Annotated in this window: 23 protein-coding genes; 4 read left to right on the top strand and 19 right to left on the bottom strand. The window is 67.6% G+C overall.

Going from position 1 to position 18,551, the window contains the following annotated elements; genetic code table 11:
* Positions 1 to 5 precede the first annotated feature (5 nt).
* Positions 6 to 1,022, top strand: a complete 1,017-nt coding sequence (bioB, locus tag RSD66_RS02395; protein ID WP_415288853.1) for a biotin synthase BioB — start codon at positions 6 to 8, stop codon at positions 1,020 to 1,022.
* Here bioB and RSD66_RS02390 read toward each other — a convergent pair.
* The 13 genes from RSD66_RS02390 to RSD66_RS02330 form a co-directional block, all read right to left on the bottom strand.
* On the bottom strand, positions 1,019 to 1,345 hold the full coding sequence (locus tag RSD66_RS02390) for a hypothetical protein (protein ID WP_415288852.1): 327 nt from the start codon (positions 1,343 to 1,345) through the stop codon (positions 1,019 to 1,021). The genes bioB and RSD66_RS02390 overlap by 4 nt on opposite strands.
* Positions 1,346 to 1,422: 77 nt before the next feature.
* Complete coding sequence (locus RSD66_RS02385; RefSeq protein ID WP_119412572.1) at positions 1,423 to 1,620, bottom strand: hypothetical protein; 198 nt, start codon at positions 1,618 to 1,620, stop codon at positions 1,423 to 1,425.
* 51 nt (positions 1,621 to 1,671) lie between these two features.
* Positions 1,672 to 2,646, bottom strand: coding sequence for a hypothetical protein (locus RSD66_RS02380; RefSeq protein ID WP_415288851.1), 975 nt, complete (start codon positions 2,644 to 2,646; stop codon positions 1,672 to 1,674).
* Between the two features lie 83 nt (positions 2,647 to 2,729).
* Complete coding sequence (locus RSD66_RS02375; RefSeq protein WP_415288850.1) at positions 2,730 to 3,932, bottom strand: divergent polysaccharide deacetylase family protein; 1,203 nt, start codon at positions 3,930 to 3,932, stop codon at positions 2,730 to 2,732.
* A 121-nt stretch (positions 3,933 to 4,053) separates the two neighbouring features.
* Positions 4,054 to 5,496, bottom strand: coding sequence for a S41 family peptidase (locus tag RSD66_RS02370; RefSeq protein WP_415288849.1), 1,443 nt, complete (start codon positions 5,494 to 5,496; stop codon positions 4,054 to 4,056).
* 135 nt (positions 5,497 to 5,631) lie between these two features.
* Positions 5,632 to 6,726, bottom strand: a complete 1,095-nt coding sequence (locus RSD66_RS02365; protein ID WP_119412568.1) for a murein hydrolase activator EnvC family protein — start codon at positions 6,724 to 6,726, stop codon at positions 5,632 to 5,634.
* Positions 6,726 to 7,190, bottom strand: coding sequence for a 23S rRNA (pseudouridine(1915)-N(3))-methyltransferase RlmH (rlmH, locus tag RSD66_RS02360; protein WP_003167484.1), 465 nt, complete (start codon positions 7,188 to 7,190; stop codon positions 6,726 to 6,728). The genes RSD66_RS02365 and rlmH overlap by 1 nt, the downstream gene beginning before the upstream one ends.
* A gap of 26 nt (positions 7,191 to 7,216) precedes the next feature.
* Positions 7,217 to 7,651, bottom strand: a complete 435-nt coding sequence (gene rsfS, locus RSD66_RS02355; RefSeq protein ID WP_024355132.1) for a ribosome silencing factor — start codon at positions 7,649 to 7,651, stop codon at positions 7,217 to 7,219.
* A gap of 114 nt (positions 7,652 to 7,765) precedes the next feature.
* A complete protein-coding gene (locus RSD66_RS02350; protein ID WP_346524163.1) occupies positions 7,766 to 8,452 on the bottom strand; it encodes a nicotinate-nucleotide adenylyltransferase in 687 nt (228 codons plus the stop codon).
* Positions 8,453 to 8,591: 139 nt separating this feature from the next.
* Positions 8,592 to 9,209, bottom strand: a complete 618-nt coding sequence (locus RSD66_RS02345) for a DUF6655 family protein (protein WP_024355134.1) — start codon at positions 9,207 to 9,209, stop codon at positions 8,592 to 8,594.
* Positions 9,206 to 9,646, bottom strand: a complete 441-nt coding sequence (locus tag RSD66_RS02340) for a VOC family protein (RefSeq protein WP_415288848.1) — start codon at positions 9,644 to 9,646, stop codon at positions 9,206 to 9,208. Before RSD66_RS02340 ends, RSD66_RS02345 begins: the two co-directional genes overlap by 4 nt.
* A gap of 8 nt (positions 9,647 to 9,654) precedes the next feature.
* Positions 9,655 to 9,894 (bottom strand): zinc-finger domain-containing protein, encoded by a 240-nt coding sequence (locus RSD66_RS02335; RefSeq protein WP_415288847.1) that lies wholly within the window; start codon positions 9,892 to 9,894, stop codon positions 9,655 to 9,657.
* Positions 9,895 to 9,951: 57 nt separating this feature from the next.
* Positions 9,952 to 10,242, bottom strand: a complete 291-nt coding sequence (locus RSD66_RS02330) for a hypothetical protein (RefSeq protein WP_024355137.1) — start codon at positions 10,240 to 10,242, stop codon at positions 9,952 to 9,954.
* 188 nt (positions 10,243 to 10,430) lie between these two features.
* Between RSD66_RS02330 and RSD66_RS02325 the strand changes: the two genes are divergently transcribed.
* On the top strand, positions 10,431 to 11,405 hold the full coding sequence (locus tag RSD66_RS02325; RefSeq protein WP_415288846.1) for an ABC transporter ATP-binding protein: 975 nt from the start codon (positions 10,431 to 10,433) through the stop codon (positions 11,403 to 11,405).
* Positions 11,406 to 11,440: 35 nt separating this feature from the next.
* On the opposite strand, the gene RSD66_RS02320 is transcribed toward RSD66_RS02325, so the two are convergent.
* Positions 11,441 to 11,836: a Tat pathway signal protein gene (locus tag RSD66_RS02320; protein ID WP_415288845.1), complete on the bottom strand. Its 396-nt coding sequence runs from the start codon at positions 11,834 to 11,836 to the stop codon at positions 11,441 to 11,443.
* 78 nt (positions 11,837 to 11,914) lie between these two features.
* On the opposite strand from RSD66_RS02320, the gene RSD66_RS02315 reads away from it, so the two are divergent.
* The gene (locus RSD66_RS02315; RefSeq protein ID WP_415288844.1) at positions 11,915 to 12,391 is read left to right on the top strand and encodes an RNA pyrophosphohydrolase; all 477 of its coding nucleotides are present in this window, start codon (positions 11,915 to 11,917) and stop codon (positions 12,389 to 12,391) included.
* A 99-nt stretch (positions 12,392 to 12,490) separates the two neighbouring features.
* On the opposite strand, the gene RSD66_RS02310 is transcribed toward RSD66_RS02315, so the two are convergent.
* The 5 genes from RSD66_RS02310 to RSD66_RS02290 all read right to left on the bottom strand — a co-directional run bounded on the left by RSD66_RS02310 (position 12,491) and on the right by RSD66_RS02290 (position 17,383).
* The gene (locus RSD66_RS02310; RefSeq protein ID WP_003167474.1) at positions 12,491 to 12,760 is read right to left on the bottom strand and encodes an ATP synthase F1 subunit epsilon; all 270 of its coding nucleotides are present in this window, start codon (positions 12,758 to 12,760) and stop codon (positions 12,491 to 12,493) included.
* 3 nt (positions 12,761 to 12,763) lie between these two features.
* Positions 12,764 to 14,284, bottom strand: coding sequence for a F0F1 ATP synthase subunit beta (atpD, locus tag RSD66_RS02305; protein WP_415288843.1), 1,521 nt, complete (start codon positions 14,282 to 14,284; stop codon positions 12,764 to 12,766).
* 37 nt (positions 14,285 to 14,321) lie between these two features.
* The gene (locus RSD66_RS02300; RefSeq protein ID WP_415288842.1) at positions 14,322 to 15,191 is read right to left on the bottom strand and encodes a F0F1 ATP synthase subunit gamma; all 870 of its coding nucleotides are present in this window, start codon (positions 15,189 to 15,191) and stop codon (positions 14,322 to 14,324) included.
* A 37-nt stretch (positions 15,192 to 15,228) separates the two neighbouring features.
* Complete coding sequence (gene atpA, locus RSD66_RS02295; protein ID WP_025976884.1) at positions 15,229 to 16,761, bottom strand: F0F1 ATP synthase subunit alpha; 1,533 nt, start codon at positions 16,759 to 16,761, stop codon at positions 15,229 to 15,231.
* 67 nt (positions 16,762 to 16,828) lie between these two features.
* On the bottom strand, positions 16,829 to 17,383 hold the full coding sequence (locus tag RSD66_RS02290) for a F0F1 ATP synthase subunit delta (protein ID WP_119412558.1): 555 nt from the start codon (positions 17,381 to 17,383) through the stop codon (positions 16,829 to 16,831).
* Positions 17,384 to 17,715: 332 nt separating this feature from the next.
* Between RSD66_RS02290 and RSD66_RS02285 the strand changes: the two genes are divergently transcribed.
* Entirely contained in the window at positions 17,716 to 18,543 is an 828-nt protein-coding gene (locus RSD66_RS02285; RefSeq protein ID WP_415288841.1) for a TerC family protein, read from the top strand.
* The last annotated feature ends 8 nt before the right edge of the window (positions 18,544 to 18,551 follow it).

Genomic DNA, 18,551 nt, shown 5'->3' with positions numbered 1-18,551 from the left:
GCCTCATGGCTGACGACGCTTCGATCCGACCCGCCCGCGATCTCTCGATCCCCCGCCACGATTGGACGCTGGAGGAGGTCGAGGCCCTGTTCGCCCGCCCCTTCATGGAGCTGGTGTTCGAGGCTGCGACCGTGCACCGCCGCACCTTTAATCCGAACGAGGTGCAGAAATCCCAGCTGCTGTCGGTCAAGACCGGCGGGTGCGCCGAGAACTGCGGCTACTGCTCCCAGTCGGCCAGCTTCAAGACCGGGCTGAAGGCCGAGAAGCTGATGGAACCGACCGCCGTCATCGCCGAGGCCATGGCGGCCAAGGCGGGCGGGGCCAGCCGCTTCTGCATGGGCGCCGCCTGGCGCGAGCTGAAGGACCGCGACACGCCCAAGCTGGCGGCCATGATCTCGGGCGTGAAGGCCCTGGGTCTGGAGACCTGCGCCACCCTGGGGATGCTCAACGCCGATCAGGCGAAACAGCTGAAGGAGGCGGGCCTCGACTACTACAACCACAACCTCGACACCGGGCCTGAGTATTACGCCGAGGTGGTGACGACCCGCTCCTATCAGGACCGACTTGAGACGCTTCAACACGTCCGCGACGCCGGGATGTCGACCTGCTGTGGCGGCATCGTCGGCATGGGCGAGAAGCGCCGCGACCGCGCGGGCCTGCTGCACGCCCTGGCCACCCTGCCCGTCCACCCCGACAGCCTGCCGGTCAACGCCCTGGTCCCCGTCGGCGGCACGCCGCTGGGCGAGCGCGTGCTGAAGGAAGGCGAGATCGACCCGATCGAGTTCGTCCGCACCGTCGCCGTCGCCCGTCTGGTCTGCCCCCGGTCGATGGTGCGCCTGTCGGCCGGTCGCGAGGGCATGACGCCGGAAATGCAGGCCCTGTGCTTCCTGGCCGGCGCCAACTCCATCTTCGTCGGCGGCAAGCTGCTGACCACGCCGAACCCGGAAGAGGACGACGACGCCAAGCTGTTCGCCCTGCTGGACCTGAAGCCCATGCCGCTGAAGATCGAGGCGCGAGCCTAAACGCCCTCGGACCGGCGCCACTGCGCCACCAGCCACAGGTACAGGGCGTGCGCCGCCACCCAGGCCACGCCGCCCATAAGGCTCAGAACGCCGAAGTAAAGGCCAAGACCCCGCCCCGCTTTGCCCAGCAGCGGCAACAGGGCCGTGGGAAACAGAGTGATCGCCGCCAGGGTCGGCGTAAAGGCGAGAGCCAGGTCACGCGGCGCGCGCCACGTCGGCCGCCCGTCAAAGCCCCACTGCATCGGCAGGCGCGCCGAACGCGGCAGTCCTCTTGCAGCCTGTCGGGACATGGCCGCCAACACGGCGACGAAAGCTGCAGCCATGATCAATGCGAACGCCGTCATATCGGCAGACGATCACGACACCTATCCGCGATCAACACAGGAACCAGCTGCGCGCCCTATTTGCTCATCCAGGGCCGCGCCGCACCGCTCTTGATACGCGCGGCCTGCTCGCGCTGGAAACGTCCGCCGCGCGGCGGCTTGGGCCGTGCATCGAGCGCCGCCTTCTTGAGCCGCAAAGCCCTCTGAACGGGCGTTTCGCCGGGAACAGCGTCCGCAGGCCCGGCGGCGGGGGCGTGATCGTCGTCAGTGCTCATGCCCGACCTGTAGCACGGCAGCGCGTTCAGGGCTGAGATTTTGCACCGTCTTTAGGGCTCGCGTCGCGCAATCATTTCGCCTCGCGTCATCACAGCGGCGACAGCCTCCGTCTGAGCTGAGACTGAAGCCCGCTGCGCGCGCGAGCCATAAAGCGCCGACAGATAAGAACGGTCCCATTCCGTCAATCCTGCCGGATCGCTCCCCGAAAACAGGTTCAAAACCGTATCAAACCCCATGGTGTCAGCGCCGGCGTCGATCTGCGCCAGGCTGATCATCGAGACGTAGTCGGCCAGCTGCGTCGTGTTGACGGACCCGATCTGATCCATGTCGATGATGACGATCACCTTGAACAGCGTCTCCACCAAAGCCGTGTTCAGGCGGGCGGCGCCCTCTCGCCTCTGAATAATCGGAGCGGCTCCTATCGCACAGTCATGCGGCTTGCACCCGATTACGGAAGCCAGTTGAGGATCGATCTGTACCCCTGACCGGTCCCCCGGCACCCTGACGCCGCGCTGCCCCGTGTCTGGATCGGTTGGGATGCTCAGCGACCACCAGCGCACAGGTCGTTCATCCGAGAGGAAGGCGTGGAACGCTGCCCGCCCACGATCCCAGCCTGTCACATTTTGACGGAAGAGTTTGGGATTCGCTTGGTTCAGACCCTGAGCCGTCGCCCGGCCGTCTTCGGCGAAAACGACGACAAGGTTGCTCTCGCATCCTGGATTCCCGGTCCGAAGTCCCAACTCGGCCGCAGTCTGGCTTATGCGATCGATGATCGCCTGGGCGGCCTCGCGCTCCAGATTGACCACCCCAGGGCATATCGGACCGCGCCATTGCGCCAGCGGTCGGCCCGGAGACGGCGCCGCCACCCGACCGACAAAATCACGCACAGCCTCAGGCGTCGCCCGGCCCTGCACAGTAACTTCCGGCAGGACCGTGACGTCAGGCTGCGCCTGCGCCCAGACCGTTGAGGTTAGCCCCGATAACGCCAGCGCGGCCCATAGGGCGCCCATACGCAATCTGCTCACTTCCCAGACCTCCTGCTGACAAGAACGTCGATACCCTAGTCGACATCACGCCGTTAGCCTAGTCGAAGAAGCAGCCCCCCGCCCTAACGCCCCGGCCGCCGGGTCATCGCAGAGGCGGGGGCCAGTTGCAGGCCGCGCGCTTCCAGACCCGCCGTCCAGCGGGCGGCGGCCTCGACGGTGACGGGGTAGGAGAAGCCGGTTCCCAGCGCAGCGCCATTGGTCTTGGCCGCGGCCTCCAGGGCGTTGAACTGGCGCAGGATGGCGGCGGGGGTCTGTTCCTCGTCGATGACGCGGTCGGCGCTGGCGCGGGCGAAGGCGCCGGGGCGGCGGCGCATCGAACCGTCATCGAGGAAGGCCAGACCGCGCTGGCGCAGATGGGTCATCAGGGCGTTTACGCCCTCGTCCGAGGTCGCGAAACGGTCGCCCAGATAGTTGGTTACGCCGAAATAGCCGGTGGCGCGCGCCAGCAGCCAGTCCAGCTTGACCGCTACATCGTCGGCCCCGCCGCTCGACAGCAGGGTGTAGGGGCCGGGATCGTTGTCGGGATAGCCGGTCGGCTCCATCGGCAGTTCGATCATCACCTCATGGCCGTGGGCGCGAGCCATGTCGATCCAGGTCTGAAGACCTTCGGCGTAGGGCACGAAGGAGAGCGTCACCTCGGCCGGCAGACGTTCGATCGCCGCGCGGGTGGTAGCGGTGTTGAGGCCGAGGCCGCCGACGACGAGGGCCACCATCGGCTTACCGTTCGAGCGGAAAGGCCGGGCGTAGGCCTGAGCCGGGACGCGGCCATCGGCGGCGATGCGCGGCAGGGGACCGTTCGGGCCGGGCTGGAACAGGCCCGCGATCGGCGCCTTGGGCAGGGGGTTGGACGGAGCGCGCACCGGGGCGCTGAAGCCCTGCCCCGAGGCCACGCTGGCGCCGTCCGGCAGGGTGATGAGGGCCTCGCCCATCATCCCCGCGCCCTCTTCGCCCATCAGGGCCGGGTCGATGGGGCCAAGGTCCTGATAGATGTCCAGACCGCTGAAGCCGAAGGCCTCGGCGCCGGTTGGGGCGGCAGCGGCGGCGGGCCGCTCCAGCACCGCGCTGGCCGTCGGTGCGCCGGCGCGCGGATCGCCCAGAACGGCGACGAACAGGGCGGCGGCGCCGATGACGAAGGCTCCCGCCGCGCCCGCCGCGACCGGCGGCTTCTTCAAGGCGTTGAAGACCGGGTCCACAGCAAGGCGCGACCGGGGCTCCGGCGGCGCGCCTGCGGCGGCGGCGAGGGCGGACTGGCGCTTGGCGAACATGGTCAGGGCGACGGCTCAGGCTTGCAGGCGCCGCACAGACGCGGCGCCCCTCAGCCTCAGTTAAGCCCTGCGCCGGTTAAGAAAGCCTAACGGCGCATTCACCACGTTCGAGCGCCGCGCCTCAGTCGCTCTTCGGCTCGTTCCCCGGCGTGATTTCCGGCGCGCGCTGCGGCGCCGGGGGGTCTTTCGGCTCGACCGTGACCTTGGGCGTGTCGGCCTCGGCCGTCTCGACTTTTTCCTGCCCCGGTTCGGTGATGACCACGCCTTCCGGCGCAGCGGCCAGCTTGGTCAGGTCGCCGCCGGCGCGCAGCACGTCCAGCGCCCGCTCGAGCTGATAGTCCTTGTCCTTGGCGTAGTCGGCGCCCGGCGCCTCGCGCGGAGTGTGCGGCCCCTTGCGTTCGGCCCCGATGGAGGAGTCCAGCGCCGTCGAATAGGCCGCCTCGGAATAGATGAAGCTGGAGCGCGAAACGATGCGCGCCTCGGCCTCGGAACGGGCCACCTCCAGATCCGGCTCGATGCCGATCTTCTGGATCGAGCGCCCCGAGGGCGTGTAATAGCGCGCCGTGGTGATCGACAGGGCGCCGTCGCGCCCGCCGCGCAGCGGGATCACCGTCTGCACCGACCCCTTGCCGAAGCTGGTCAGGCCGACCACCGTCGCCCGCTCCTGATCCTTCAGGGCGCCCGCCACGATCTCCGAGGCCGAGGCCGATCCGTAGTTGATCAGCACCACGACAGGCAGACTGCCCGTGAGGTCGCCCGGCTTGGCGGCGTAGCGTTCGATGTCCTCGGGCTTGCGGCCGCGCTGGCTGACGATCTCGCCGCGCTCCAGGAAGGCGTCCGACACGTCGATGGCCGCCGTCAGCAGCCCGCCGCCGTTGTTGCGCAGGTCCAGCACATAGCCCTTCAGGCCCGGCTTCTCGCGCTTCAGCCGCTCGATCGTCTCGGTCAGTTCGCGGCCGGTGTTCTCGTTAAAGGTCGAGATGCGCAGATAGCCGAAATCGCCTTCCAGACGGCCGGTGACGGATTCGACCTTGATGACTTCGCGCGTCAGCACGACCTCGCGCGGCTCTTCGCCATCGCGCAGGAAGGTGATGGTGACGCTGGTGCCGGTGGCGCCGCGCAGCTTGTCCGAGACCTCGGAGACGCTGAGACCAGCCGCGTTCTGGCCATTGACGGCGCTGATGACGTCGCCCGCCTGGACCCCGGCGCGACCGGCCGGGCTGTCGTCCATCGGCGAGATGACCTTCACCAGCCCGCCTTCGGAGGTGATCGTCAGGCCGACGCCGGAATACTCGCCCGATGTGCGCTCGCGCAGATCGCCGAACGCCTTGGCGGGCATATAGTTGGAGTGCGGGTCGAGCGCCGTCATCATCCCCTGCAGGGCGGCTTCGATCAGCTTCTTGTTGTCGACAGGGACGACATAGGCCTGCTCGACGATGCCCAGGACGTCGCCGAACAGCTCCAGCATCCGGAAGGTCTCGTTGCGCGGAGTCTGGCTGGCGACGGCCGCGGCCGATCCGCCCAGCGCCAGGGCGGCGGCGCCCACGAGAAGCAGTTTACGCATTCGGTCTCTTTCCATCGGATCCGCTTTCGGCTCCGGTCGTCCAGGGCGGCGCGAGCGCCGCAAAGGCGCGCGCGACAGTTGCGTCGATACAATCAGCGTCCGCGCCGATTTGAAAGGAATTTCGCGCGGTTGATCCTACTGCAGCCACGGCGCCGGATCGATGGGCCGTTCCTGGCGGCGCAGTTCGAAATAGGCTTCGCCGTCCTCGCCGGTGCGGCCCAGGGTCTGGCCGTCGGCCACGCGCTGGCCGGTCTCGACTTCCAGACGGTCAAGCCCCGCGATCACGGCGCGCCAGCCGGGGCCCAGGTCCAGGATCACCACCTCGCCCCACTCCTTGAGCGGCCCGGCATAGGCGACACGGCCCGCCGCGGGGGCGCCGACCGCTTCATGGCTGGAGCGCCAGCTCCAACCGGCCGAGCGGCCGCCGAAGCGTTGCGAGGGCGTCCCCGCGATAGGGGGCGTCAGGCGGCTGCGGCCTGCAGGCAGGCGGGCGGCGGGCGCCTCTTCAGGCGCCTCGGCCACCTGCGGCGTCTGCCCGCCCAGTTCGCGGATACGGGCTTCCAGCGCCTTGGTCGCGCGCTCGGCCCGCGCGGCCTCGGCCCTCAGCACCGAGCGCAGGGCCGTCTTGCGCGCCGTCAGCCCCTCGATTTCGGCGCGCCGGTCGTTCTGGGCGCTCTCGACGGTGAACAGGCGCTCGCTGGACAGGGCGGCGAGACGACGGATGCGGCCGATCTCGGCCTGACGCTCCACCAGGGTCTCGGCGCGTTTCTGCAGGTCGGGCGTGATGGCGCGGATCAGGATGGAGGCGCGCACCGTATCCACGGCCTGATCGGCCGGGATCAGCAGAGGCGGCGGCGGCTTGCGGCTCATCATCTGCAGGGCGGACAGCAGCCGACCCTGAGCCGCGCGTTCACGCGACAGGGCGGCGACCAGGGCGGCCTCGCGCTCGGCCAGTTCCTTCAGCCGGGCGCGCTGAGCCTCCAACTGCACATCGTCCTCGGCCTCGGCCCGGCGCAGTTCGCGCAACTGTCGATCCAGATCGACGATCTCCTCGGCGGCGGCCGCGGCCTCGGCGCGCAGACGGCGGGCGCGGGCGGTCTCGTCGCGATACTCGGCCTGAAGCCGGGTCAGCTCGGCGTTCGACGGAGCCGCGCGCTGGCTGGCCGCAGGCCCAGCCAGGGCCAGCAGCAGGCTGGAAGAGGTCAGAAGAAGAACGGCCCCGCGTCGCATCAGTCGCGATGATAGGGCGAACCGGCCAGAATGGTCACGGCCCGATAGATCTGCTCGGCCAGCATGGCGCGGGCCAGGGCGTGGGGCCAGGTCTGCGGCCCGAAGGCGAGAGTCGAACGAGCGGCGCGGCGCACGCTCTCGTCCAGACCGTCGGCCCCGCCGATGACGAAGACCAGACGCCGCTCGCCCTGATCGCGCAGGGCGGCCACATGGTCGGCGAAGGCGCGCGAGGAATAGGTCCGCCCCCGTTCGTCACAGGCGATCAGATGCGCGCCCTCGGCGGCGGCCAGCAGCAGTTCAGCCTCGGGCGCCTTGCCGGGCTTCTTCGGCTCAAGGTCGATAAGTTCGAGCGGGCCCAGACCCAGCGCCCGCCCCGACAGGGTGGCGCGCCGGGCGTAGTCGTCGGCCAGAGCCGCCTCGGGACCGCGGCCCGGCTTGCCGATGGCCGCGATCGCCAGCTTCATGAGGTCAGCCCGTTTTCAGAAAAAGATCAGCCGCGGACGGGGCCGCCGCGGTGGGCGCTGTCGACCGCCCAGATCTTCTCGATGTTGTAGAAGGTGCGCACTTCGGGGCGGAACAGGTGGACGATGACATCGCCGGCATCCAGCAGCACCCAGTCGCAGTGCGGCAGGCCCTCGACCTTCACCTTGCCCAGCCCCTGCTCCTTGAACAGGCGCAGAAGGTGATCGGCGATGGCGCCGACGTGACGATGCGAACGGCCCGACGCGACGATCATGGCGTCGGTCATGGGGCTCTTGCCGCGCAGGTCGATCAGGACGATGTCCTGAGCCTTGTCGTCGTCGAGTTTGGCGAGAATGGCCTGTTCCAGCTCGGTCGCGCCGACCGGCAGGGGCTGGCGCTCGCCGCTACTGGGGCCGTCCTCGGCCTGACCGTCTTCGGAATGGACGGAATCCATCAGGTCCATTTCGTGCGCCGCGTTCGAAACGGCGTCTTGCGCATCGTGCGCGGTCGAGGGGGTCAGCGGAGGGCTCCAAGGCGATTTACTAAAAGCCCAGTCTAGCACGCCCGGCGTGAAAGGTCACCCGGCTGGCGGCGACTCTTCGCCCCGCGCGGTTCGCGCAGCCCGGATCGCGGTCGAGGAGCGATGATTCAGCGGCGCCGACAGATAGGTCCAGGCGGGCGCCTCAAGACTGGGCAGCAGCCCGGCCTGGGCCATCGGCACGCGATAGCGGGCGAAACGCACCGCGGCCGGCGCCGTGCGGCTGTCCAGCAGGCTGCCGGGCCGGGCGATCACCGCCACGGGCATCAGCCGCATGATGTCGGTCCAACCGCGCCAGCGATGGAAGTCCGCCAGATTGTCAGACCCCATCAGCCAGACGAACTGAACCCCCGGATGGCGCGCGACGATGGCGCGCAGGGTGTCGACGGTCCAGCGCGTGCCGGCTCTGGTCTCGAAATCCGACACGATCATCGCCGGGCCGACCGTCGCGGCCGCCGCCTGCGCCGAGGCCATCCGCTCGGCCAGGGGGGCGGTCTCATGGGCGGACTTCAGCGGGTTCTGCGGCGAGACCAGCCAGACCACCCGGTCCAGCCCCAGTCGTTGCATGGCCGTGGCCGCCACATGGGCGTGGCCGTCGTGGGCCGGATTGAACGAGCCGCCGAACAGGCCGACCTTCATCCCCGGCGCCAGGTCCAGCCCGTCGCGCAGGGCGCCTCGGCGAAGACCGGAGCCTTTCGGCGCAGGACCGGCGTGGAAGAAGGACAAGGGCGTCGTCTCTTGCGGCGGCGGCGAACAGATGAGCGCGGCCGGAACGCCTTATGCTCACTTGCGCCCTAACACGGCCGAACGCGCCTGTCTCGCTCCGCGAACAGACTGAGCGGCGCAAGGGCGATTTGGCCTCGCCCTAGAATTCCTTCCAGCTCGATCCCGGATCGCGCTCGCCCGGCTGGGCCAGCTGCTGGCCCCAGGTCAGCATCATGAAGGCCTTGTGGCTGCGGATCTTGTACTGGCCGATCATCGGGGTGACGGCGCCCAGCGGCATGCCCGTGCGCGCGTCGTAGAGGAAGCCGGAAAACTCGGCCACGCCCATGCGATCGCGGTTGGAATAGATCGACAGTTCGGGCAGGGAGACGACGTTCAGGCTCTCATTGATCGGCACCCGCATGTCGGGAATCCCGACCACGCGGCGCAATTGGTCCAGCGACAGGGCGCCGGCGCGCACCTCGAAGATGGCGTCCGCTTCGCCGCGCTCGCGCACGATGGCGTAGCCAGCTTCCGACAGAGCGGCGCGGATGGCGCTCAGCGCATAGCGGGCGTTCTCAGCCTGGAAATAGGTCTCGTCGACGAAGACGCGCGCGCCCTGCGGGATCGGCAGTGTCAGGCCCTCGACCGCGCGGTCGGCCGCCCGGTTGACCAGCAGCATATCGGTGGCCGTCCGCGCCGGATTGGTCTCGGTCACCATGGCGCAGGCGCCCAGACTCAAGACCGCCAGCCCGAGGATCAGCCGCGCCGAAACGCTCACCAGGCGCCCACGTTCGGCATGGAGGCCCAAGGCTCGGCCGGAGCCAGACGCTCGCCCGCCTGCAGCAGTTCGATGGAAATGCCGTCCGGCGAGCGGACAAAGGCCATATGGCCGTCGCGCGGCGGGCGGTTAATGATGACGCCGCCGTCCATCAGCCGCTGGCAGGCGGCGTAGATGTCGTCGACCTGAAAGGCCAGGTGACCGAAGTTGCGGCCGCCGTCGTAATCCTGATCGTCCCAGTTGTAGGTCAGTTCGACCTCGGGCGATTTCTCGGCCTCGGCGCGAGCCTTGTCCGCCGGCGCGGCCAGATAGACCAGGGTGAAGCGCCCGGCCTCATAATCGGCGCGGCGCGTCTCTTGCAGACCCAGCAGGTCGCAGTAAAAGCGCATCGAGGCGTCCAGATCCTTCACCCGGACCATGGTGTGCAGAAAGCGCATGATCAGGCTCAGTGCGCCTCGGGCGGACGCGCCGCCGGGTCGAGATATTCGCTTTCCGGCTGCGGATGCGCCGACAGCACGAAGCGGCGGTCGCAATAGCCGCACTCGATGAAGTCGTCCTCGCCCATGTCCATATAGACCAGCGGGTGGCCCAGGGCCCCGCCGCCGCCGTCGCAGGCGACGCGCTTGGTCGAGACCACGATCTCTTCGGGGGGAGGAATGACGGCTTCGAGATGGCGGGGAGGCATGATCCGGTCCGGTCTGGAAAGGCTTTGCGCCGTTCCTAGGCGGACCGGACCGTCAGGTCAAACGTCCGAAGCGGCGGGCTTGCGGCCCATCACCCGATCGAACAGGGCCTTGCGCTTCTTGAACAGGGTCAGGCCCAGGCAGCCCGCGCCGACCCACAGGCCGATCTCGCCGATCACGGCGGCGACCGCGGCGATGATCGCCGCCTGCGTCATAGGCAGATAGTCCAGCTTCCCCGCCAGCAGAGCGAGAGTGAAACCGGCGTAGCCGACGACACAGAACCCCATGGCGATGAAGCCGATCAGGCGGGTGCGGGTCATGGCTTTATGGGGAGCGATGGCGGTGGTCATGGCGTGTTCTCATCCAAGGGAAGTTGTCTTTATGACAAGCAAGCTAGACACCCTTACGCGTGCCGTCAAGCAACTTTTACATATCGTCTCGCAGCCTTGTCTTCGCATCGCAACGACGCCTTGGCGAACGGCGCCGCGCCCCCTACCTATGCGGTCCGCTCATCCCTGCCCGAGTTGAAGTCCGCGCCATGACCCAAGCCCCCGCCCTGCCCGTCAACGCCATCGAGGTCAGGGGGCTGAAGAAGACCTACAAGGGCTCGCGCAAGTCGCCGCCGAAGACGGCCCTGCGCGGCGTCGACCTGACGGTTCCGCGCGGCTCGATGTTCGGCCTGCTGGGACCGAACGGCGCGGGCAAGTCGACCCTGATCAACATCATCGCCGGGGTCGTGAACAAATCCGAGGGCACGGTCCGCATCTGGGATCGCGACATCGACCATGAGGCGCGCGACGCCCGCTCGGCCCTGGGCGTGGTGCCGCAGGAGATCGTCGCCGACGTTTTCTTCACCCCGCGCGAAGCGCTGGAGGTCCAGGCGGGCTTCTACGGCGTGCCGACCAACGAGCGCCGCTCGGACGAGCTGCTGGCGGCGCTGGGCCTGTCGGACAAGGCCAACGCCTATGTCCGCGCCCTGTCCGGCGGCATGAAGCGGCGCCTGATGGTGGCCAAGGCCCTGGTCCACAATCCTCCGGTCCTGATCCTGGACGAACCGACAGCGGGCGTGGACGTCGAGCTGCGCCGCCAGCTGTGGGACTATGTCCGCAAGATCAACGAGGAGGGGGTGACGGTGATCCTGACCACCCACTACCTCGAAGAGGCGCAGGAGCTGTGCGACACCATCGCCATCATCAACCGGGGCGAGGTCGTGGCCTGCGAGCCGACGCAGCAGCTCTTGAGGCGGCTGGACACCCGCAACGTCGTGGTGACGCCCGAAACAGCGCCCGACGCCCTGCCCGCCCTGAACGGCTTTGCGGTCGCCCCGCGCGCCAACGGGGCCTTCGTCGTCACCTACCGGACGGGCGAATCCAGCGTCGAACAGGTGCTGGCCGCCGTGCGCGCAGCGGGCGTGACCATCAAGGACATCGCCACCGAGGATCCGGATCTGGAAGACGTCTTCCTGGCCATGACCTACGGCGACACGAGCCGCCCCGATCCGACGCAGGACTGAGGCGCGGGCGTCGCCGCCCTGTCGCCGCCCTGCCCTCAGGCGACCATCACCGTGCCCAGCAGCAGCTTCGCTCCCGGCCTGCCCAGAATGGCGTCCGTCGCGTGCTGTAGCGCCGCCACCAGCCATTCGACATCAGGCGGCGCGTCCGGCAGCAGCCGCTCGGCGGCGATGCGGACCACCTCATTATAGACGGCGCTGAGACGCGGCTGGGACAGGCGCGCCCGCTCCATCAGGGCGCCGTCGGCGATGTCGAGCCCTGTCTCGACCGTCATGACCCCGCGCCGCCCGTCGCGGCGCAGAACGGTCGCCGTGGCCGTGGGCAGGGACAGATAGCCGCCCTTGCCGCCGCCGCCCTTCTCAGGCGAAGCGTGGGCGACGCCCGCCCATGCGAGGCCGCTCAGAGTCAGGCCGATCAGTTGACGTCTGTCCATGACGCCACCCTAGACGCGCTCCCTTTCCCGGACGTTGACGCCTAGCCCCCGGCATGGCGGGGGCGTATGCGAAGGAGCATGAGCATCGACCTGTCCCTCTATCGCCCCAACGTCGGGGTCGTCCTGTTCAACCCGGCCGGTCAGGTCTGGTTCGGCCGCCGCGCCGACACGCCCGAGCCGTGGAACTGGCAGTTCCCGCAAGGCGGCGTCGACGACGGCGAGGACCTGGAAGCCGCCGCCCGCCGCGAGCTTCATGAGGAGACGGGCGTACGATCCATCGCTCTTCTGGGCCGCACGACCGAGTGGATTCCCTATGACTTCCCGCAAGGGCTGCCGAGCCCGAAAAGTTGGAGGGGCTGGAAAGGCCAGCGGCAGCAGTGGTTCGCCTTCCGCCTGACCGGCGCCGACGACGAGATCGACCTGAACGGCCACGGCGAGCCCGAATTCGACGCCTGGCGCTGGGGGAGGCTGGAAGAGGCGCCAAGCCTGATCGTGCCGTTCAAACGCCCGGTCTATGAGCAGGTGGTGCGGGCGTTCGGAGAGTGGGCTTCCTGACGCTCCCTTCCCCATCGAGGGGGAGGGCTTGAGATACGAACAAAACAAAAGGCCCCCCGCCGAAGCGAGGGGCCTTTGATCGTTTCCGCCACGCGAACCTTAGTTCGCGGTCAGCTCCGAAGCCTCTTCGGCCAGGATGGTCAGGCCTTCGCCGTTGACGTCGGCGAAACCGCCCTTGACCTCGAAGCGGCGGCGCTGGGCGCCGTCATAGACGGTCACCACGCCTTCGCGGAGGGTGGTCATGAAGGGCGCGTGGCCCGGCAGGACGCCGAAGTCGCCCTCGACGCCCGGCGCATCGACCTGATCGACCGAACCGGCGAAGACTTCGCGTTCCGGGGCGACGAGGGAGAAGTTCAGCTTACCGGCCATGACTTAGGCTTCCGCAGCCATCTTGGCGGCCTTCTCGACGGCCTCTTCGATGGCGCCCACCATGTAGAAGGCGGCTTCCGGCAGGTGGTCGTATTCGCCGTCGCAGATCGCCTTGAACGAGCGGATGGTGTCGGCCAGTTCGACGAACTTGCCCGGCGAGCCGGTGAACTGTTCGGCCACGAAGAAGGGCTGCGACAGGAAGCGGCTGATCTTGCGCGCGCGCGACACGACCAGCTTGTCGTCTTCCGACAGCTCGTCCATGCCCAGGATGGCGATGATGTCCTTCAGCGCCTTGTATTGCTGCAGGATTTCCTGGACGCGACGGGCGACCTGATAGTGCTCTTCGCCGATGACCAGCGGGTCCATGATCCGCGAGGTGGAGTCCAACGGGTCCACGGCCGGGAAGATGGCCTGGGCGGCGATGTCGCGGTTCAGAACCGTGGTCGCGTCCAAGTGGGCGAACGAGGCGGCGGGCGCCGGGTCGGTCAGGTCGTCGGCCGGGACGTAGATGGCCTGGATCGAAGTGATCGAGCCCTTCTTGGTCGAGGTGATGCGCTCCTGCAGGTTGCCCATCTCGGTGGCCAGCGTCGGCTGATAGCCCACGGCCGAGGGAATGCGGCCCAGCAGAGCCGACATTTCCGAACCGGCTTGCGTGAAGCGGAAGATGTTGTCGATGAACAGCAGGACGTCCTTGCCCTCTTCATCGCGGAAGTACTCGGCCTGGGCCAGGCCGGTCAGGGCGACGCGGGCGCGGGCGCCGGGGGGCTCGTTCATCTGGCCGTAGACCAGGGCGCACTTGGAGCCTTCGCCGCCGCCGGCGACGTTCACGTTCGACTCGATCATCTCGTGATACAGGTCGTTGCCTTCGCGGGTGCGCTCGCCCACGCCGGCCAGAACCGAATAACCGCCGTACGCCTTGGCGATGTTGTTGATCAGTTCCTGCATGGTCACGGTCTTGCCGACGCCGGCGCCGCCGAACAGGCCGGTCTTGCCGCCCTTGGTGTAGGGGCAGATCAGGTCGATGACCTTGATGCCCGTGACCAGGATTTCCGACGAGGTCGACTGCTCTTCGAACGAAGGCGCCTCGCGGTGGATCGGGCGGAACTCGGTGGTCTTGATCGGACCGGCTTCGTCGATCGGCTGGCCGACGACGTTCATGATGCGGCCGAGGGTGCCGGGGCCGACCGGAGCCATGATCGACTTGCCGGTGTCGACGACGGCCTGGCCGCGCGTCAGACCTTCGGTCGTGTCCATGGCGATGGTGCGGACCATGTTCTCACCCAGGTGCTGGGCGACTTCCAGGACCAGGGTGAAGGGCTCGCCCGTCTTCTGGTCGACGTTCTGGGTTTCCAGAGCGTTCAGGATGCCCGGCAGGCAGCCGACGAACTCAACGTCGACGACGGCGCCGATGACCTGGGCGATCTTGCCCTGGCCCGTAGCGGCGGCGGCCTTCGGAGCGGCGGCCTTCTTGGGAGCGGCCGGTTTCTTGGCGGCGGGTTTCTTCGGGGCGGTGGTGTCGGTCATCGGTGCTTGTCCGTGTCGAATGTCAGCTGTGTCGGGATCAGAGCGCTTCAGCGCCGGCGATGATCTCGATCAGCTCGGTGGTGATCTGAGCCTGGCGGGAACGGTTGTACTGCAGCGTCAGGGCGCTGATGAGGTCGCCCGCGTTGCGCGTGGCGTTGTCCATCGCAGCCATCTGGGCGCCGAAGAAGCCGGCCTGGTTTTCCAGAAGGGCGGCCAGGATCTGCGTCGTCAGGTTGCGCGGCAGCAGGGTCTCGAGGATGTCCTCTTCCGACGGCTCATATTCATAGAGCGCGCCGGCGTCGGCCGAGGCGTCGGCGTCGACTTCGGCCGGAGCCAGCTGACGCAGCGACGGGACCTGAGAGATCACCGACTTGAACTGGCTGTAGAAGAGGGTGACCTTGTCGGCCTCGCCCGCCTCGAACTTCTGCGCCAGCAGTTCGGCGATCGGCTGGGCCGAGTGCAGGCCCACCGTCTTGTGCTCGCTCAGTTCGAAGGTCTTGACGACCTTGTCGCCGAACAGGCGGGTCAACTGGTCGCGCGACTTGCGGCCGACAGCCACGATCTCGACCGTCTTGCCGTTGGCGATCAGGCTGTTGATGTGGTCCCGCGCGGCGCGGATGACGTTGGTCGAGAACCCGCCCGCCAGACCCTTGTCGGCCGTGGCGACGACGACCAGGTGCTTCTGGTCGGCGCCGGTTCCGGTCATCAGGCGCGGGCCGTCGTCGCCGACGCCCGCCGCCAGGTTGGCGATGACCGAGGCCATCCGCGACGCATAGGGGCGGGCGTTCTCCGCCTGCTCCTGGGCGCGCTTCAGCTTGGCCGCGGCGACCATCTGCATGGCTTTCGTGATCTTCTGCGTCGCTTTGACGCTTCCGATCCGATCGCGCATTTCCTTGAGGCTAGCCATCCGGCTCTGCTCTTCCTTTGACTACAGGGCCGAACGATCAGGCGAAGGTCTTGGCGAAGGCCGCCAGGATGTCCTTCAGCTCGGCTTCCAGCTCGGGCGTCAGGGCCTTCTTGGTGCGGATGCCTTCCAGCAGCGAGGCGTGGTTGGCGTGAACGCGGGCCAGCAGTTCGCTCTCGAAGCGGCCGACGTCCGAAACAGCGATGCCGTCCAGATAACCGCGCGTGCCGGCGTAGATCGACACGACCTGCTCTTCGACGGCCAGCGGCGAGTACTGCGGCTGCTTCAGCAACTCGGTCAGGCGGGCGCCGCGGGCCAGCAGGCGCTGGGTCGAGACGTCGAGGTCCGAGCCGAACTTCGCGAAGGCGGCCATTTCACGATACTGGGCCAGCTCGCCCTTAATCGAACCGGCGACCTGCTTCATGGCCTTGATCTGAGCCGAGGAGCCGACGCGCGACACCGAGATGCCGACGTTCACGGCCGGACGGATGCCCTGATAGAACAGGTCCGATTCCAGGAAGATCTGGCCGTCGGTGATCGAAATCACATTGGTCGGGATGTAGGCCGACACGTCGTTGGCCTGGGTTTCGATGATCGGCAGGGCGGTCAGCGAGCCCGAACCGTAGTCCTCGTTCAGCTTGGCAGAACGCTCCAGCAGGCGGCTGTGCAGGTAGAAGACGTCGCCCGGATAGGCTTCACGGCCCGGCGGACGGCGCAGCAGCAGCGACATCTGGCGATAGGCCACGGCCTGCTTGGACAGGTCGTCATAGATGATCAGGCCGTGCATGCCGTTGTCGCGGAAATACTCGCCCATGGCGGTGCCGGCGAACGGGGCCAGGAACTGCAGCGGGGCCGGTTCCGACGCCGTGGCGGCCACGACGATGGTGTATTCCAGCGCGCCCGACTCTTCGAGGGTCTTGACGATCTGGGCCACGGTCGAACGCTTTTGGCCGATGGCGACGTAGATGCAGTACAGCTTGGCCGACTCGTCGTCCGACTTGTTGACCGTCTTCTGGTTCAGGATAGTGTCGATGGCGACGGCGGTCTTGCCGACCTGACGGTCGCCGATGATCAGCTCGCGCTGGCCGCGACCGACGGGGATCAGGGTGTCGATCGCCTTCATGCCCGTCTGCATCGGCTCGTGAACCGACTTGCGCGGGATGATGCCGGGGGCCTTGACGTCGACGCGACGACGCTCGGTGAACTGGATCGGACCCTTGCCGTCGATCGGCTCGCCCAGCGGGTTGACGACGCGGCCCAGCAGGCCCTTGCCGACCGGCACGTCCACGATCTCGCCTAGGCGGCGCACGTCGTCGCCCTCGGCGATGGCGGCGTCCGCGCCGAAGATCACGGCGCCGACGTTGTCGCGCTCCAGGTTCAGGGCCATGCCCTTCACGCCGGCCTTGGTGAACTCGACCATTTCACCCGCCTGGACGTTGTCCAGGCCGTGGATGCGCGCGATGCCGTCGCCGACCGACAGCACCTGGCCGACGTCGGAAACGTCGGCTTCCACGCCGAAGTTGGCGATCTGCGACTTGAGGATGGCCGAGATTTCGGCGGCGCGGATATCCATGATTGGCTCTTTCGGCTTTCGTCTTCGGTGCGGGCCCGCTGGCCCGGCTTAAACTGGAATTCGGGGCTTAGGCGCGCTTCAGCGCAAAGGTCATCTGGTCGAGCTTGGTCTTCAGCGAGGCATCGAACAGCTTCGAGCCCACCTTGACCTTGAGGCCGCCCAGGATCGACGGATCGACGCGGGCGGTCAGTTCGGGGTCGCGGCCCAGGGCGGCGCGCAGCTCGCTCTGAATCTTCTTGGTCTGTGCAGCGCTCAAGGCCACGGCCGAGACCACCTCGGCGGCCACCACGCCCGTCTTCTTGGCGTACAGCGCTTCGAAGGCGGCGATCACGCCCGGCAGATCCGCCGCGCGGCCGTTCTGACCCAGCAGACCCAGGAAGTTGCGCGTCGTGGCCGTGAACTGCGCCTTGTCGGCGATGGCCGCCAGACCCTTGGCCTGATCATCCGAAGAGATCAGCGGCGAGGTCGCCAGACGGCGCAGGTCGGCGCTGTCGATCCAGGCCGCCTTGAGCGAAGCCAGATCGGCGCGCACGGCGTCCAGCGCCCCCGTCTCATCCGCCAGGTCGAACAGCGCCTGTGCATACCGTCCGCCGACTTCCGTCGTCCTGAAATCGTCCGCCACTTATATTGGTCCGCGTCTGAAGCGATTGTCGCAAGACCGGCCGCAGTCGCCTGCGCCAGCCAAGGGCCTGATATGCTTTAAGAAAGCACGCTGGGGACGCATCTTTCGATACGCCCTTCGCTAAAGCCGCGCGGCTGATACCATGCAAGGCCGCAAGCCGCAACCAAGGGGCGCGGAACGATAACGCCGCACCCGCGCTCTCTTTGGTCGAAGATGAACCGGTCCAGCTGGAACCGCCAACCGAGCCTGCGACGATGACGACGCTTCAGATCGCTTGATGCGTGCTCACGCTCCCGTTACCGGAAAAGTCTTAACCTCCATCAGGAACCCCGATGCTTGAGAGCATAACCCCGCTGTTGACCGATCCTGCCGCCTGGGCGGCCCTTGTGACCCTGGTGGTCATGGAGGTGGTGCTGGGGATCGACAACCTGATCTTCATTTCGATCCTGTCGAACAAACTGCCGCCCGAGCACCGCCAGCGCACGCGGCGCATCGGCATCGGCCTGGCCCTGATCATGCGCCTGGGCCTGCTGGCCACCATCGGCTGGATCGTCGGCCTGACCACGCCCGTGTTCGACCTGGGCTTCCACGGCGAGACCTTCGACACCTCCTTCTCCTGGCGCGACCTGATCCTGATCGCTGGCGGCCTGTTCCTGCTGTGGAAGGCCACCAAGGAGATCCACCACGCCGTCGACGTCACCCCGTCGAACGACCTGCTGGAGAAGGACAAGAAGGACGTCGTCATCAACAACGTCGGCGCAGCCATCTTCCAGATCATCATTCTGGACCTGGTTTTCTCGGTCGACTCCATCCTGACGGCCGTGGGCATGACCGAGCACGTGCCGATCATGATGGTGGCCGTCATCGCCGCCGTGACCGTCATGCTGCTGGCGGCCGATCCTCTGGCCGACTTCATCGACAAGAACCCGACCGTGGTCATGCTGGCCCTGGGCTTCCTGCTGATGATCGGCGCCGTGCTGATCGCCGACGGCTTCGGCGTCCATGTGCCCAAGGGCTATATCTATGCGGCCATGGCCTTCTCGGCCCTGGTCGAGGGTCTGAACATGTGGTCGCGCAACGCCAAGATCAGAAAGACTCAGGCCGAGGAGGCCGCCAGAGCCGCCCTCAACAAGGCTGAAACCGCCGAGCCCGGCGTCTAAACGTGCGT

The organism is Brevundimonas sp. S1H14 (assembly GCF_047716865.1).
Taxonomy (GTDB): domain Bacteria; phylum Pseudomonadota; class Alphaproteobacteria; order Caulobacterales; family Caulobacteraceae; genus Brevundimonas; species Brevundimonas naejangsanensis.
This window is presented reverse-complemented; position numbering and strand designations above follow the sequence as displayed.